Source organism: Rhodanobacter sp. FW102-FHT14D06, assembly GCF_043950705.1.
Classification (GTDB): Bacteria; Pseudomonadota; Gammaproteobacteria; order Xanthomonadales; family Rhodanobacteraceae; genus Rhodanobacter.
On sequence record NZ_CP170722.1, the window covers coordinates 3,669,771 to 3,683,150 of the forward strand.

10 protein-coding genes are annotated in these 13,380 nt (G+C 62.6%); 5 read left to right on the forward strand and 5 right to left on the reverse strand.

The features are described 5' to 3' along the window. Positions 1-15 precede the first annotated feature (15 nt). Genes ACFCQI_RS16555 through ACFCQI_RS16575 form a run of 5 tightly spaced genes read left to right on the forward strand, consistent with a single transcriptional unit; the run spans position 16 to position 3,618 of the window. The gene (locus tag ACFCQI_RS16555) at positions 16-777 is read left to right on the forward strand and encodes a COG4280 domain-containing protein (protein WP_221174194.1); all 762 of its coding nucleotides are present in this window, start codon (positions 16-18) and stop codon (positions 775-777) included. A 17-nt stretch (positions 778-794) separates the two neighbouring features. After that, positions 795-1,004 carry a hypothetical protein gene (locus tag ACFCQI_RS16560; protein ID WP_027492550.1) on the forward strand — a complete coding sequence of 70 codons (210 nt, stop codon included), beginning with the start codon at positions 795-797 and terminating at the stop codon, positions 1,002-1,004. Further along, on the forward strand, positions 1,001-1,645 hold the full coding sequence (locus tag ACFCQI_RS16565) for an undecaprenyl-diphosphatase (RefSeq protein WP_395118471.1): 645 nt from the start codon (positions 1,001-1,003) through the stop codon (positions 1,643-1,645). Before ACFCQI_RS16560 ends, ACFCQI_RS16565 begins: the two co-directional genes overlap by 4 nt. A 3-nt stretch (positions 1,646-1,648) precedes the next feature. Further along, positions 1,649-2,836 carry a hypothetical protein gene (locus tag ACFCQI_RS16570; protein ID WP_395118473.1) on the forward strand — a complete coding sequence of 396 codons (1,188 nt, stop codon included), beginning with the start codon at positions 1,649-1,651 and terminating at the stop codon, positions 2,834-2,836. 29 nt (positions 2,837-2,865) lie between these two features. Further along, positions 2,866-3,618 (forward strand): 2,3-bisphosphoglycerate-dependent phosphoglycerate mutase, encoded by a 753-nt coding sequence (locus ACFCQI_RS16575; protein ID WP_395118475.1) that lies wholly within the window; start codon positions 2,866-2,868, stop codon positions 3,616-3,618. Positions 3,619-3,675: 57 nt separating this feature from the next. On the opposite strand, the gene ACFCQI_RS16580 is transcribed toward ACFCQI_RS16575, so the two are convergent. From ACFCQI_RS16580 to ACFCQI_RS16600, 5 genes are all read right to left on the reverse strand, one after another. After that, positions 3,676-6,633 carry a Tn3 family transposase gene (locus ACFCQI_RS16580; protein WP_063107834.1) on the reverse strand — a complete coding sequence of 986 codons (2,958 nt, stop codon included), beginning with the start codon at positions 6,631-6,633 and terminating at the stop codon, positions 3,676-3,678. Between the two features lie 148 nt (positions 6,634-6,781). Continuing rightward, entirely contained in the window at positions 6,782-7,555 is a 774-nt protein-coding gene (locus tag ACFCQI_RS16585) for an isoprenylcysteine carboxylmethyltransferase family protein (protein WP_153022929.1), read from the reverse strand. A 63-nt stretch (positions 7,556-7,618) separates the two neighbouring features. Next, a complete protein-coding gene (locus tag ACFCQI_RS16590; protein ID WP_063107832.1) occupies positions 7,619-10,780 on the reverse strand; it encodes an efflux RND transporter permease subunit in 3,162 nt (1,053 codons plus the stop codon). Further along, positions 10,780-11,847 (reverse strand): hypothetical protein, encoded by a 1,068-nt coding sequence (locus tag ACFCQI_RS16595; protein WP_082827209.1) that lies wholly within the window; start codon positions 11,845-11,847, stop codon positions 10,780-10,782. The genes ACFCQI_RS16590 and ACFCQI_RS16595 overlap by 1 nt, the downstream gene beginning before the upstream one ends. Continuing rightward, entirely contained in the window at positions 11,844-13,277 is a 1,434-nt protein-coding gene (locus tag ACFCQI_RS16600; protein WP_082827208.1) for a TolC family protein, read from the reverse strand. The genes ACFCQI_RS16595 and ACFCQI_RS16600 overlap by 4 nt, the downstream gene beginning before the upstream one ends. Positions 13,278-13,380: the final 103 nt, after the last annotated feature.

Consider the following 13,380-nt stretch of genomic DNA (forward strand, 5'->3'; position numbering starts at 1 on the left):
TTCCCAAGAGATCAAATGATGCTTATCAACTGGACGCATGTAGGGCCTACCGTGGTGGCGGCGTTTCTCGCGTCGCTGGTCGAATTCGTCGAGGCGCTGACAGTCGTGCTGGCCGTGGGCGTGGTGCGTGGCTGGCGCGGCGCACTGATGGGCAGTGGTGCCGCGACATTGGTGCTGCTGGCCATCATCGCGATCTTGGGTCCTGCACTGACGCGGATTCCGCTCGGCGTGGTGCAACTGGCGGTGGGTGCACTGTTGCTGTTGTTCGGCCTGCGCTGGTTGCGCAAGGCGATCCTGCGTGCCGCCGGCATAATCGCCATGCACGACGAGGCGGCGATCTATACCCGGCAAGAAGAGACGTTGCGGCACATGGGTCGCCGTGGTGGCCGCTGGGACAAGCTCGCGTTCGCCACCGCGTTCAAGATCACCATGCTCGAAGGCATCGAAGTGGTCTTCATCGTCATCGCGCTGGGCGCCGGCGGCATCGGCCTGCTGCTACCGGCCAGCTTCGGTGCGCTGGCGGCGCTGGTAGTCGTGGTGGCGCTGGGCATCGTGGTGCACCGCCCGCTGTCGCGGATCCCGGAGAACACGCTGAAGTTCGTGGTTGGCGTGCTGCTGTCGGCTTTCGGCACCTTCTGGGTCGGTGAAGGTCTCGGCCTGGCGTGGCCCGGTCAGGACTGGTCGATTTTCGGCCTGATTGTGGGCTACCTCGTGGTGGCGACGATCACCGTGCCGATGTGCCGCACACAACCCGTCGCTACCCCCTCTGTCCCTTGAGCCGCAGGAGTCATTCCATGTCGTGGTTGAAAAGCATTTTTCGGGAAATCTTCGGGCTCTTTGTCGATGACGGGAGTTTTGCGATCGCGATCCTGGTCTGGCTGGCGTTGCTCTGGCTGGCGTTACCGCATCTGCCGATTCCCGCGGTCTGGCATGGCGTGATCCTGTTTGCGGGGTTGATCGCGATCCTGATCGAGAGCGCACTGCGCCGAGCCCGGCAGCGGTGAACGCGTTGCCCGACTCGAATGCGTTGTGGGAATCATGGAACGTGGCGTTGTTCCAGCACCTTCACGCCACGTCATCGTCTCCGCATGCACTCATCGCGGTAGCGACCGTTCTCGCCGAGTGGCCGTTGTTCGTGGCGGCCGGCGTGACCGGCTGGCAGTTGCTCCGTCAGCGTGATCGTCTCGGCATGGTTCGGCTGATCGCAGCCGGTGGCATGGCGCTCCTGATCGAGGCGCTGGTGAGCGCCTTGGCCTTCCATCCCCGGCCATTCGCGGTCGGTTTCGGCCCTGCCTGGGTCACGCATACCGCGAACAACTCCATGCCGAGTACCCATGTCACCCTCACCCTGATCATGGCGATCACGCTGGCGATGCGAAGGCAGCGCTGGACGAGCTTGGTAGTGGTTGTCCTCGCCACGATGCTGGCATGGGCCCGCGTGTATGTCGGCATCCACTGGCCGGCGGACATGGTCGGTGCCGCCTTGAGCGCCATCGTGTCGGTCGCCGTGATCTACGGCTTGGAATGGGGCGTCACCGTTCTGATGCAACGACGCAAAGAAAACGCGGTCGCGCGACTTCGCCAAGAACCGGAACTCCCTGTCAACACAAAACGCTCGCCCGCCCGTCAGCCTACGGAGAGATAAGTCATGCGCGCCCTTCGATGGAATCGCTTTCAAACGCTGTCGGTGCTGATGTTGGCACTGTTCGCTGTCACCAGCCACGCAGCTTCTCAACACTCGCCGCAAAAAACCGGGACCGGTGGCTCGTGGACCTTCGCCGTCTCCGGTGATTCACGCAACTGCGGCAATATCGTGATGCCGGCGATTGCCGCCGGCGCGCGCCGCGATGGTGCCAGTTTCTACTGGCATCTGGGCGACCTGCGGGCGATCTACAAGGTCGACGAAGATTACGCGGCCGAGAAGCGGTTCAAGCACTACTCACCGCCTCCAAGCATCTCGGACTATCTCCAGACGGCGTGGAGCGACTTCAGCCAGCATCAGGTGGCACCGTTTGGCGACATGCCGTTTTTCCTCGGCATCGGCAACCACGAAGTCATTCCACCGAAATCGCGCAGCCAGTTTCGAGCCGATTTCGGTCCCCTGCTCGATCGGCCGGAACTGCGGGCGCAACGTCTGAGTGACCTGAAGACCAGCCCCGCCGTGCCAGCCACGGCGGCCGACCAGACCTACGACCACTGGGTGATGCGCGGCGTCGACTTCATCAATCTCGACAACACCGCCGATGATGCGTTCGATGCGGAGCAGTTGGCCTGGTTCGACGCGCTGCTGGATGCCGACCTGGCGAATCCGGCGATCCGCAGCATCGTGATCGGCATGCACGAACCCCTGCCGCACAGCCTGTCGGACGATCACAGCATGTGTGCCAGCAACGAGGGCATCCGCAGCGGCGAACACGTCTATACCCGGCTCGCCCAGGCACAACGCCGCAAGCCGTTATACGTCTTGGCCAGCCACGAGCACTACTACCTCGCCAACGTCTACGACACGGCGTACTGGCGCGATCCTGCCCATCGCGCGGCCGTCGTGCCCGGCTGGGTGATCGGTACCGCTGGCGCGTCGCGTTATCCGCTACCCGAAGGCGTTACATCCGGCCCCGATGCACGTGAGCACGCGTACGGCTACCTGCTCGGGCACGTCAGCAAGGACGGGCATATCGCCTTCACGTTCCGCGAACTGGACGAAGCCGCCTTGCAGCGGACGCGCGGCGACGACTATGACGACGACACGGTGAAGTTCTGCATGGCGAACAATCCCGCGCCCGAACTCATGAGCAAACCCGGCAAGAAGATCAGCTGCGAGCTGCCCCAGCGCTGATTCACATCACTGCATCGAGGAATACCATCATGGGACGATATCTCACACTTGTTCGGCACGGCCAGAGCACCTACAACGCAAGCAATCGCTTCACCGGCTGGCTCGACCCGGAGCTGACCGATCAGGGCGTTCACGAGGCGCATGCGGTCGCAGAACAGCTACGCGGCGCCGAGCTGACCTTCGATATCGCCTTCAGTTCGGCGCTGCACCGAGCGCGACGCACGGCGCGAATCATTCTGGACGACCTTCAATTGAAAGCCATGCCCGTCACGATGGATTTCGCGCTGGACGAACGCAATTACGGTGACATGACTGGTCTCGACAAGGACGAAGCACGTCGGCGTTGGGGCGTCGACCAAGTGCAACACTGGCGACGCAGCTACGCGGATGCACCCCCCGATGGTGAAAGCCTGCGCGATACCGTCGCGCGTGTGCTGCCTTTCTATATCCAACATATCCTTCCCGCCGTCATGCGTGGCCAGGCCGCGTTGGTCGTCGCGCATGGCAACAGTCTGAGAGCTTTGGTGATGGCCCTGGACGGACTGTCAACGCAAGCCGTGACACAGCTCGAAATCGCCACCGGCGAAGTGCTTGTCTACGAGCTGGCCGCCGACACCACCATCCTCAGCAAGCGCTCGCTTGCGATGGAGACGCCCGCCAAGGCTCCTCCTGCCGCCGCGACGGAAGACGCGTCCACACCACCGGCGACATCGGGGTCCAGCCGAGATACGTGTAGAACTGGGACACACTTTCTGAAAAGGAATGCTCTTTCAGTAGGTTGACTAAAAATTTAGTTTGAGGCTCGGCTCAACGTTTACTCAGGTCGAACGGAGTTCGAGCTATTCCAACGCGAGTTCCACGACAAAGGGCTCGGGAACCGCCTCGATATCGATCAGGTAGTCACCAAAACGCTTGATGTGGCCGGTCATGTACGGACTCATGAGGGCAACGTCCTCCCGTTTCGGCTTCCAACCCTCAGCCGCCAGTTCGCGAAGGATGCGTGTGAGATCGACGGCATTGCTGAAGATGATCGCGTTGGTGACCAGATCGTTGTACTTGACCGTCTTCTCCTGTTCCTCGGGGTCGTTGTCGGTAATCACCCCTTCCCCGCCGAAGAAATTCCACTTGGCAAACCCATTGTAGGCTTCGACCTTGTTGGTGGAAGCAGTGATTTTTTCGCGCAAGTCCAAGTCGGAGATGTAGCGCAGCAGGAAGGTGGTACGAACCACGCGACCCAGCTCGCGGAATGCCTGATAGAGCCGGTTCTTGCGGCTGTTATTGCCCAGCTTGCGCAGCAACGTCACCGACGAAACCTTGCCAGCGGTGATCGAGAGCACCACCCGCATCAAGTCCTTCCAGTGGGTTTCAATGAGCGCCCAGTCGATGGTGTCCTTGAACAGCGTGTCGATGTGCTCGTAGCGGGTGTCGGCGGACGGGCGAAAGAACTTCAGATCCTGCCAGTTGCGAATACGCGGCATCAGCTTGATGCCAAGCAAGTGCGACAGTGCGAAGACCGGCGCCGACTGCCCTTGGGTGTCGGCATGCACCGTATCAGGCTGGAGATCGGACTTGTTCTTCAACAGGCCCTCGATGATGTAGATCGCCTCCCACACGCCCGACGGGATAAAGTGGGAAAACAGCGCGACGTAGGTATCGGAGACATGGTGGTAGGCGATGCCGCCGTAGCCGCCATATCTAATGTGGTACTCGGCCATCAGGTTCTGATCGCGCATGTCGTATTTCGTGCCATCTGCCGCCGCGCTCTTTCCGTTCCCCCACACCTTGGGCAGGTGCAGGGTGTTGTAAGCGTTGATGATGTCCTTGATCGCCAGGTCCAACTTCTTGCCGTTGATATGCCGCCGATTGACGAAGGAGAGCATGTGCGGCGTCACGGCGCCCCGGAAGTGTCGGGCTGCCTGTACCGGACCCAGATTGCTGCCATAGGTGAACGCTGTCAGGATGTAGCGCTCGGTGGCGCGTTCGAGCTTGGGATCGGAGCCTGAGAGCGGACCAAAATGCCGCGGGAAGTTCACCCAGTGGGTCACGTTGCACAAGATGTCGAGGATATTGCGCTCAGGCATACGTTGCAGAATGGCCGTCTCCAGCGCCTTGGCCGAGTCGGTGGGTTCCTTGGCGACCACGCGCTTGAGGACTGGAACCCCACGGTCATCGATTACGATCTGATTGTTGTCCGGATACGCGGCGTCGATCTCGTCGGCGGTACGGGTGAGTTCCTCCCGTAGACGCGCAACGAACGTCGGTGCATCGGTGGCCAAGCCCAACTGACCGCAGTAATCGACCAATCGGCTTTCGCATTCGTCCCAGGTCAAAAGCTGGCCACGGTAGTCGGCATATTCCTCAGAGCCGTCGATCGCCATATCGCCGGTCTTCAATTCGTTTGCCAGGCAGGAAAAGACGCATACCTCCAAGTGCCGGCGGTGCAAACGCACGGTGCCATCCTCAGTCCGATGTGACACGACACGCCGCCATCGTTCGTTCGCAAACGCAAGATCCACCGGTTCGTCGATCCAGTCGCCGCGCCGGGATTCGTGTTCCAGCACCAACGCAAGGGCATCGACCAAGGATCGATCCTCACTGGTCGAGGACAGCTCCAGCAGCCGAACCATGCGGAAAACTGTGGCCCGATGGCTCTTGTAGAACTTCCACAGCAAGGGATAGTAGTTGTCGCCGCTGTAGGCGTTGATCGCGGCACAGTCTTCCTGCAGCGCTTCGATACCGCCCCGTTTGCTCAAAAGCTGCCGGATTTCGCGTCCCGCTTCGGTGTCGCTCGGGTGCGTATCCAGAACCTGGATGACATCCGTGAGCGTGGCGACGATGGACTCGGTCTTCTCGCGATGGCGAACCCGCAATCGTTCCAGCTCATCCTTGCCGCGGCGATGTAGATTGCTCATCCGCTTGATGTACATCATGGCCAGATCGTCGCGTGCCTGAATGCGCGCCCGGTGAATGAGGCTGAGTAGCAGCAGATGCCGTTTGGGCGGCCCGAAATCCCGCAATTCGGCGGCATCCAGCGCCTTTGCTTCCGCCGCAAAATGCTTGATTTTCGTCTCGGGAACGCCTGCCAGGAGATGGGCCTCACCGACCAGGTTCGAGAGCCGGCCGATATGCTCGATCAATCGCTGGAAATGTTGCAGCGACGAGCGCTTGGGCAATTGCTTGATCAGCTGAAGCGGGCTCTGACGGCGGCCGGACTCAACATGCAGTAGTGCATCCAACTGACCGACTTCGTCCGGTGACAGCCGCTGCTGGACCAAGTTGAACAGCCGCTGGTTGACCAAGGCACGAATACGCCGTGCCATGCGGTCCAGCGTGCTGAAGGCCGGCAACTCGATCTTGTCCTTGACCAACTGTTCGATCGACGCATTGATCAGATCCGCCGGATGGTCCATAACCTGAGCAGCCGCGCCCATGGCGCGCGTGGCGACGTGCATGCCACGGTCACGGAAGGCCGTAACGCCCAGCCAGCGACGGATGGCGGCGTGGTACCGATAGAGTGTGCGCGGCTCAAGGGCGGCCGGACGCGCATGACCGCTCAAGCGCAGGCCATCACGAACGCATCGCATGATTGCTACGGGCACATCCTCGACGACGGGAAAGTAGCCCAGCCGCTGAAACCCCTTCAACAGGAGCAGGAAGCTCAAGCGACGGGCGGACTCGCGAACCTGCTTGATGGCTAGCGAGAGTTCGTCGTCAGTGGGGGTGTAAACCTGTTCGAGTTCATCGGTCGAAGGATGACGTTTGAAGAGCGGGTATGCGGTCCGTTCGATCGATGCCATGGCGGTCTAATTGTCGATGATCATCCAGCGGTGCGAGGCGCCGGTTCCATCAGTGGATTCTTCTGACATTGCAACAGCGGGTGGCCACCGGATACCTCACCGCGTTGGCCGCCTCGCTGTCCAAGCCGGTGGATGGCATCGCCTAGGTTCATTGGCGCCCGAGGACATCCAGGCAGCGTCTTTTTTTCAATGTCCTCAAAGCCAGCCATATTACGAACCCCGCCAAAAAGAACGCGGTCCAGCCGGGGTTATGGTCGAAGACGTGTCTTCCCAACCAATCGCCGACCCATTCGATCAGCGTAAACGCCGCGACGGTGGCGAAAAAGCTCGGGTACTCGCGCTGCAATACCGTCCGGAAGGAAAACGGCATGGCTGCCGGTTGGTAGTTTCCAAAGTGCGGCACCAGGGCGGGAGTCGCGGCGGCCCAGCGCAAGTAGGGTTCGCCGTATTTCTCGCGCAGGAACGCTTCCTCGGCGAGCATGATCCGCTCGTAGTACACCCAGTAGATGAGCGTGACGGTGAGTGTCAGCCAAAGCGACTCGGTGAACAGCAGCACGCCCAGCACGCCAATGAAATTGGCCAGGTAGAGCGGGTGGCGCACCAGCGAGTAGATGCCGGTCGTGTTCAACGCATCGGCCCGTTGTTTGCTGGTATTGCGCCCCGAGGTGCCGGCCGGGACGAAGCCCACGGTCAAGGCGCGCAGCAGCAAGCCGACGAAACTCAGCGCGATGCATCCAAGCTCCCAGCCCATGCCGGCCAACCAGCCAAAGGCGTGTTCGAGCTGACCGTAGCTGCGCAACGCGAACGCAAACAACGGCAGCAGCAGCAAGGGCAGATAGCTTCGCCAGCGAAACAGCCAATAACCCTGCTGCTCGATTCGTTCACGCAGCGGCATGCTGGTTTTTTTTGGCGGTGTGTTCACGATCGTTCCGTGTGGAGTGGAAGGTTGAAAAGGAGCGTCATGGCGTCGTTGCTGGAGTAGCGGTCAGCCGTCCGTTTTGCTGATCGCCAGCAGCGGACCATCCAGCTCGTCATGGAACGGCTCGAAGCGCCCATAGCGCAGCGCGAGCGTCGGCAGCACCAGCAGGTTCAGCACCATCGAGGTGAGCAAGCCGCCGAGGATCACCAGCGCCATGGGCCCTTCGATTTCCCGCCCAGGTGCATTCATGCCGACCGCTAACGGCAGCACGCCAAGGCCCGTGACGATCGAGGTCATCAGGATCGGCGTCAGCCGGTCGGCGGCACCCCGGATGGCGGTAGCCAGTTCCCACGGCATGCCTTCCACTTCGACCAAATGTTCGTAGTGGGCGATCATCAGGATTGAGTTGCGCAGCGTGATGCCGAACAACGTCACGAAGCCGACCATGCTGCCGAGCGACAGCGATCCGCCGGTGGCGAACACGGCCAGCACGCCGCCGACCAGCGCAAACGGCAGATTGGCGAGAATCAGCAGGCGGCTGCGCCAGGTGCGTGCCACGATCGAAAGCAGCAGGATGATGCCAAGCCCCGCGAGCAACGCATTGACGAGCAGGTCGTGTTGCGACTGCGCTTGCGCTTCGGCGGCGCCAGCGAACTGAATATACGTCCCGGCCGGCAGTTTCACCTTGGCCGCGATGGCGTTCCTGGCCGCCTGCACGAACGATGCGACATCGGTGCCGGCCACGTTCACCGTGACCGTTTGCAGGCGCCGGGCGCCCTCGTGCAGGATCTGGTAGCGGCCGGAGGCTTCGTAGATGTCCGCGATCTGTTTCAGCAATACATACGCGCCACTGGGACTTCGTAAAGGCAGATTGCCGATCTGGGTCAGGTTGTCGCGGCTGGCCCCGTCGAGCAGCGTGATGACGTTGAACACCTGGTTGCCTTGGTAGGCCTGTCCGACCACATCGCCCTGATAGGCCGTGCGTACGAGGTCGAGCACGTCCACCGCATCGAAACCCCAACGCGCCAGGTCGGCCTTGCGCAGGTGGATCGTCAGCTGCGGCAGCCCCGGCGGCGACTGCACCAGCACTTCGGTCGCGCCGGGTACCTTGCCGAGCACCTTGGCCACGTCCTGCGCCTTCTGGTCCAGCACATCCAGATCGTTGCCGAAGATATTGACGGCCACCGCGGCGGTGTAGCCGGAAAGCGTTTCCTCGACGCGTTCGGTCAAAAAGGTTTTCACCGAAAAATTCAGGCCGACGAAGCCCGACAGCGCTTTGCGAATATCCGCCTGCGCCGCTTCGGCCTCATCGCCGGACAACCCCGGTTTCAGATCGACTTCGATTTCGCTGTAGTGCGTGCCGTAGGTGTCGGTCGCTTTTTCCGCCCGTCCCACCCGTTGCGCCACCGAACGCACCGTAGGCAGTTGCCGCAACGCCGCGGTGACGCGCGTGCCGATGCGCATCGATGCGTCGATCGAGGTCCCCGGCACCGCCGACATGTGGACGATGAAATGGCCTTCCTTCAGCTCGGGAATGAAACTGCCACCGAAAAACGGCAAGGCAGCGCAACCGAGGACGGTAAAGATCACCGCCACGGCGATCAGCATGCGCGGGCGGCGAGCGGTGTTCGTCAGCAAGCGCTCGTAACGGGCACGGCTCCAACGCATCACCGGTGGATCGTGTTCCGGCGCTTTGTGGTTGGCCAGCAGCGCCATCGACAAGGCCGGCGTCACCGTCAGCGCCACGATCAGCGACGCCAGCACCGCCAGAATGTAAGCGAGGCCCAGCGGCCCGAACAGTCGCCCGGCGATGCCGGACAAGCCCATGATCGGCAGCACCACGAGAATCACCGCAAAGGTGGCGTAGACCACCGCGCTGCGCACTTCCAGGCACGCATCGAGCACCACCCGCGCTACGGCACGCGGTTGTTCCAGGCGATCGTTTTCGCGCAGACGCCGAATGATGTTCTCGACGTCGATCACCGCATCGTCGACCACCACGCCGATGGCGATCGCCAGGCCGCCCAGCGTCATCGTGTTGAGCGTCACGCCGAACAACCCGAGGACGATCGCGCCGGCCAGTAGCGACAGTGGAATGGCTGTGCACGAGATCGCCGCCGTGCGCAGATTGAACAGAAACAGGAACAACACCACGATGACCAGCACGCTGCCGAGCAGCAGCGAACTGCGTACATTGCCAGTCGCGGTCTTGATGAAATTCGCTGGACGAAACAAGTCGCTGTGCAGAATCAACCCATCCGCCCGAAGGCTCGGCTGCAAATCCTTCAAGGCCGCTTCGACGGCCCGGGTCACGTCGACCGTATTGGCGCCGTACTGCTCGGAGATATCCAGCACCACGCCCGGCTTGCCTTGGATCGTCGCGCCGCCGATCGGCGGTTCGGGGGCTTCGACCACGTTGGCCACGTCACCCAGGCTGACATGGGCGGTGCCCTGACTTACCAGCACGGTGCGGGCCACCTCATCCGCGGTCAGCGATTGGCCTTCGCTCTGGAACACGATGCGCTGGTTCGGCGTATCGATGAACCCCGCACCGCGTACTCCGGTGGCATGGCCGGCGGCCGTCGCCACATCGTTCAACGTCAGGCCATAGCGGATCAACTGATCCGGATGGACCTGAATCTGCAGCGAGCGCACATCGCCGCCAAACACGGTGACATCGGCGACGCCCGGCACCGCAAGCAGGCGCGGACGCAAGGTCCAATCCGCCGCGGTACGCACATCCATCAACGAGCGCGTGGTCGAGGTAAGACCGGCGACCAGCACGATGCCGGTGGATGACGTGAGCGGTGTCATCGCCGGCGGTTGCACGCCCTGCGGGAGTTGCTGGGCGGCGGTAGCCAGCCGCTCGGCGACGACCTGCCGATCGCGATAGATATCGCTGGCCGGATCGAAGAACACCGTGACAACCGACAGGCCCTGGATCGAGGTCGAGCGCAGCGTGCTGACGCCTGCCACACCGTTGACGGCATTCTCGATCGGCCGCGTGACCAGGATTTCCACCTGCTCCGGCGTCAGGCCGGCGGCCTCGGTCTGGATGCCGACCTGCGGTGGCGCGAACTCTGGGAAGACATCGTACTTGGCGTGACCCAGCGCATACACACCATAGGCCAGCAACGCGCAGGCGAGCGCGATGACGATGCCACGAAAGCGGATCGCAAAGCGGATGAGCGCGGCTTGTGGGCCGCCGTAGTGGCCTGCGCTCAGCATCAGTCGCCCACCTGGATCTGGGCGCGGAATTCTTCCGACAATAACAGCTGCGCGCCGCGGATGACGATGGGCGATGGCGTGGGCAGACTCTTTACGACGAAGCCGCCGCCGGTCGCCGGTTGGTCGGTCGGGATCTCGGTACGCACGAACGCGTGCGGCGTGGCATTGAGATAGACCCACGCGCGATCCTGCCACCACACCACCGCCGATCCGGGTATCGTGACGCCCTCGGTGGTTGGGCCGGACGGCAGCAACGCCTGCGCGCTCATGCCGGTCAGCAGCCCGCTGGATGCTGGCGCAACGTAGAAAAAGCTGACGCCCTGGACTTTGGGGTCGGTGCGCGTCGCGGCCGACACGAAGGTGATCGTGCTGCGCGCGTTTCCGTCCAGCTGCAACGAGCCGGTCACCGGTGGTGTCGGCAAGGTTTTGCCCGGCGGCAAGGTGACCTGCACCAGCACCTGGGTGCGGTCGATCAAGTGGCGGATCAACGGCGAACCATCGACGATGGCTTGTGCAAGTACGCTGCCCCACTCCTGCTGTGCGGTATCGCTGAGCGTGCGCAATTGCGACTGCGCGGCGGCGAGCGTGGCTTGGTCGGTGCGAAAGGTGGCTTCGGTCAGCTGCAATTGGGCCAGCGAAACGTTCTGCTCGTCCTTGTACAGCCCTTGGGCGCGTGCATAAGCCATCTTCGATGCCGCCAGTTTTGCCTGGGCCGTATCGCGCTGCGCCTTGGCACCGAGGTAGCTATTGGTGAGATCGGTCAACCGCGCCAGGTCGAGCACCGTGGCATAGGCGTGCAGCTGGGCCTGATAGGGTGCGGCCGTGAGCGCGGCGGTCGTGATGGCGTTGCGTTGTTCGGTCTGGGCGTCGAGCGTCACGACCGACGCTCCGTTCTGTGTCGACACGCGCAGTGGTGCCTTCACGGGGCTCTCGCGCTGCGCTTCAGTGGCCGCTTCGTGGCGCCCGGCAATGAAGCCCCAGATCACCAGGGCGACCAGCGCGATGGCCACAACGACAATGAATGCGCGCAAGATGCGCCGAGGTATAGCGCGTGGTTGGCCGATCATGACGACGGCTCCGTGTCAGTGCGGGGGTTTTGTTCGGGCGCCTTGGGCCATTGACCGGGATCGAACAGCGGCTGCTGCAAGGCATCTTCGAATACGGCCAGCGCTTGCCGTTGCGCGACCAGCGCATCGAGGCGCGAAGCCTGGATCGATGCCAATTCCAGCTCGGCAGTCACCAAGGTCGGGCGGTCGGCGAAGCCGGCCTGAAATGCGCTTGCGACCTGCTGCCGACGGTGCTGGGCATCGGCCAGCAGCGCATCGGCGCTCGCCAGACTTTGCGTGGTACCGCGGTACGCCGCTAAGCCTTGATCGATGGCGCCGATGATCGTAGCCTGCAACGCATCGAACGTCGCGGCGGCTTGGGCGCGACGGGCGACCGCTTCGGCGATCGGCCCCTGATTCTGGTTGAAGATCGGAAGCTCGCCGCCGAAGCCCAATAGATAGCGGTTGTCGCCCACGTCGTAGTTGTAGCCCGGCCCCAAGGTCAGGTTCGGATATTGATGGGCGATCTGCAGTTGCAGCGCCGATTGGCTCGCTTCGTAGTCGGCCAAGCTGGCCTGCACGTCGGTGCGTTGCGTCAATGCACGTTCGCGCCATGCGCCACTGGCGAGTTCTTGCACGGGCGGCGGCGACTGCTCGAAGGTCTGGAACGACAGCGACACGCCATCGAGCGCATGGACCGGCACACCGATTGCGGTCGCCAATTGCACCCGTGCTTCGCCCACAGAACGTTCGAGATCTTGCGTGGCGAGTTTCAGTTGCGCACGGTTGATATGCTCGCGCGTGCTATCCAGCGACGACGCCTCGCCCACGGCGAGCCTTCGATCGATCAGGCTCACCAACTGCTGTTGGAGGGCCAATCGCTGACGGGCCAGTTGCAGCCGTTGCCGGGCCGCCCACAGGTTCAGCAGCGCGGTGCGGACACGGCCGCGCACCTGCCATCCAGTGGTCGCAAGATCCCAGCGTGCCGATGCCAGCGCGTCTCGCGCCTGGGCCGTGCGGTAGCCGCGTTTGCCGAAGGTTTCGATGACGAAATTGATGACCGGGCCGATGGTGAACGGCACGGCGATCGGTGAGTTCGCGTTGTAATTGAGCGAAAAATCCAGCGTCGGATTCGGTCGCTGTTTCGCGGTGGTAACGCCGGCCTTGGCGGCGGCAAGTTTGGCGCGCGCTAGATCCAGATCAGGCTGGTAGTAGAGCGCGGCGAAGGTGAGCGCGGTGAGGTCCCATGCGTGCCTCGGATCGGCGGCGTTGTCCACCGCCGGTACGCTGGCAGCCAGGAAATGCTGGAGCCGGGGTGCGTCGAGTGATCGCTGATCCAGCGCGGCCGCCCGTGTGGCGGGCGAGAGCGGGCGAGCTTGGTACGTCGCACAACCGGACAGCAGCGTGACCAAGGTTCCGACCAGCCACAGCGATCGATTTCTTTGCGGCATTCAACGATTCCTTGTGGAGGCCGTGGGCAGCGCGGCCGGCTTGTGCCAGAAGGAGAAGGTTAAAGATCGCGACTAACGCAGCCATGAAGCAAGAATGACGAAA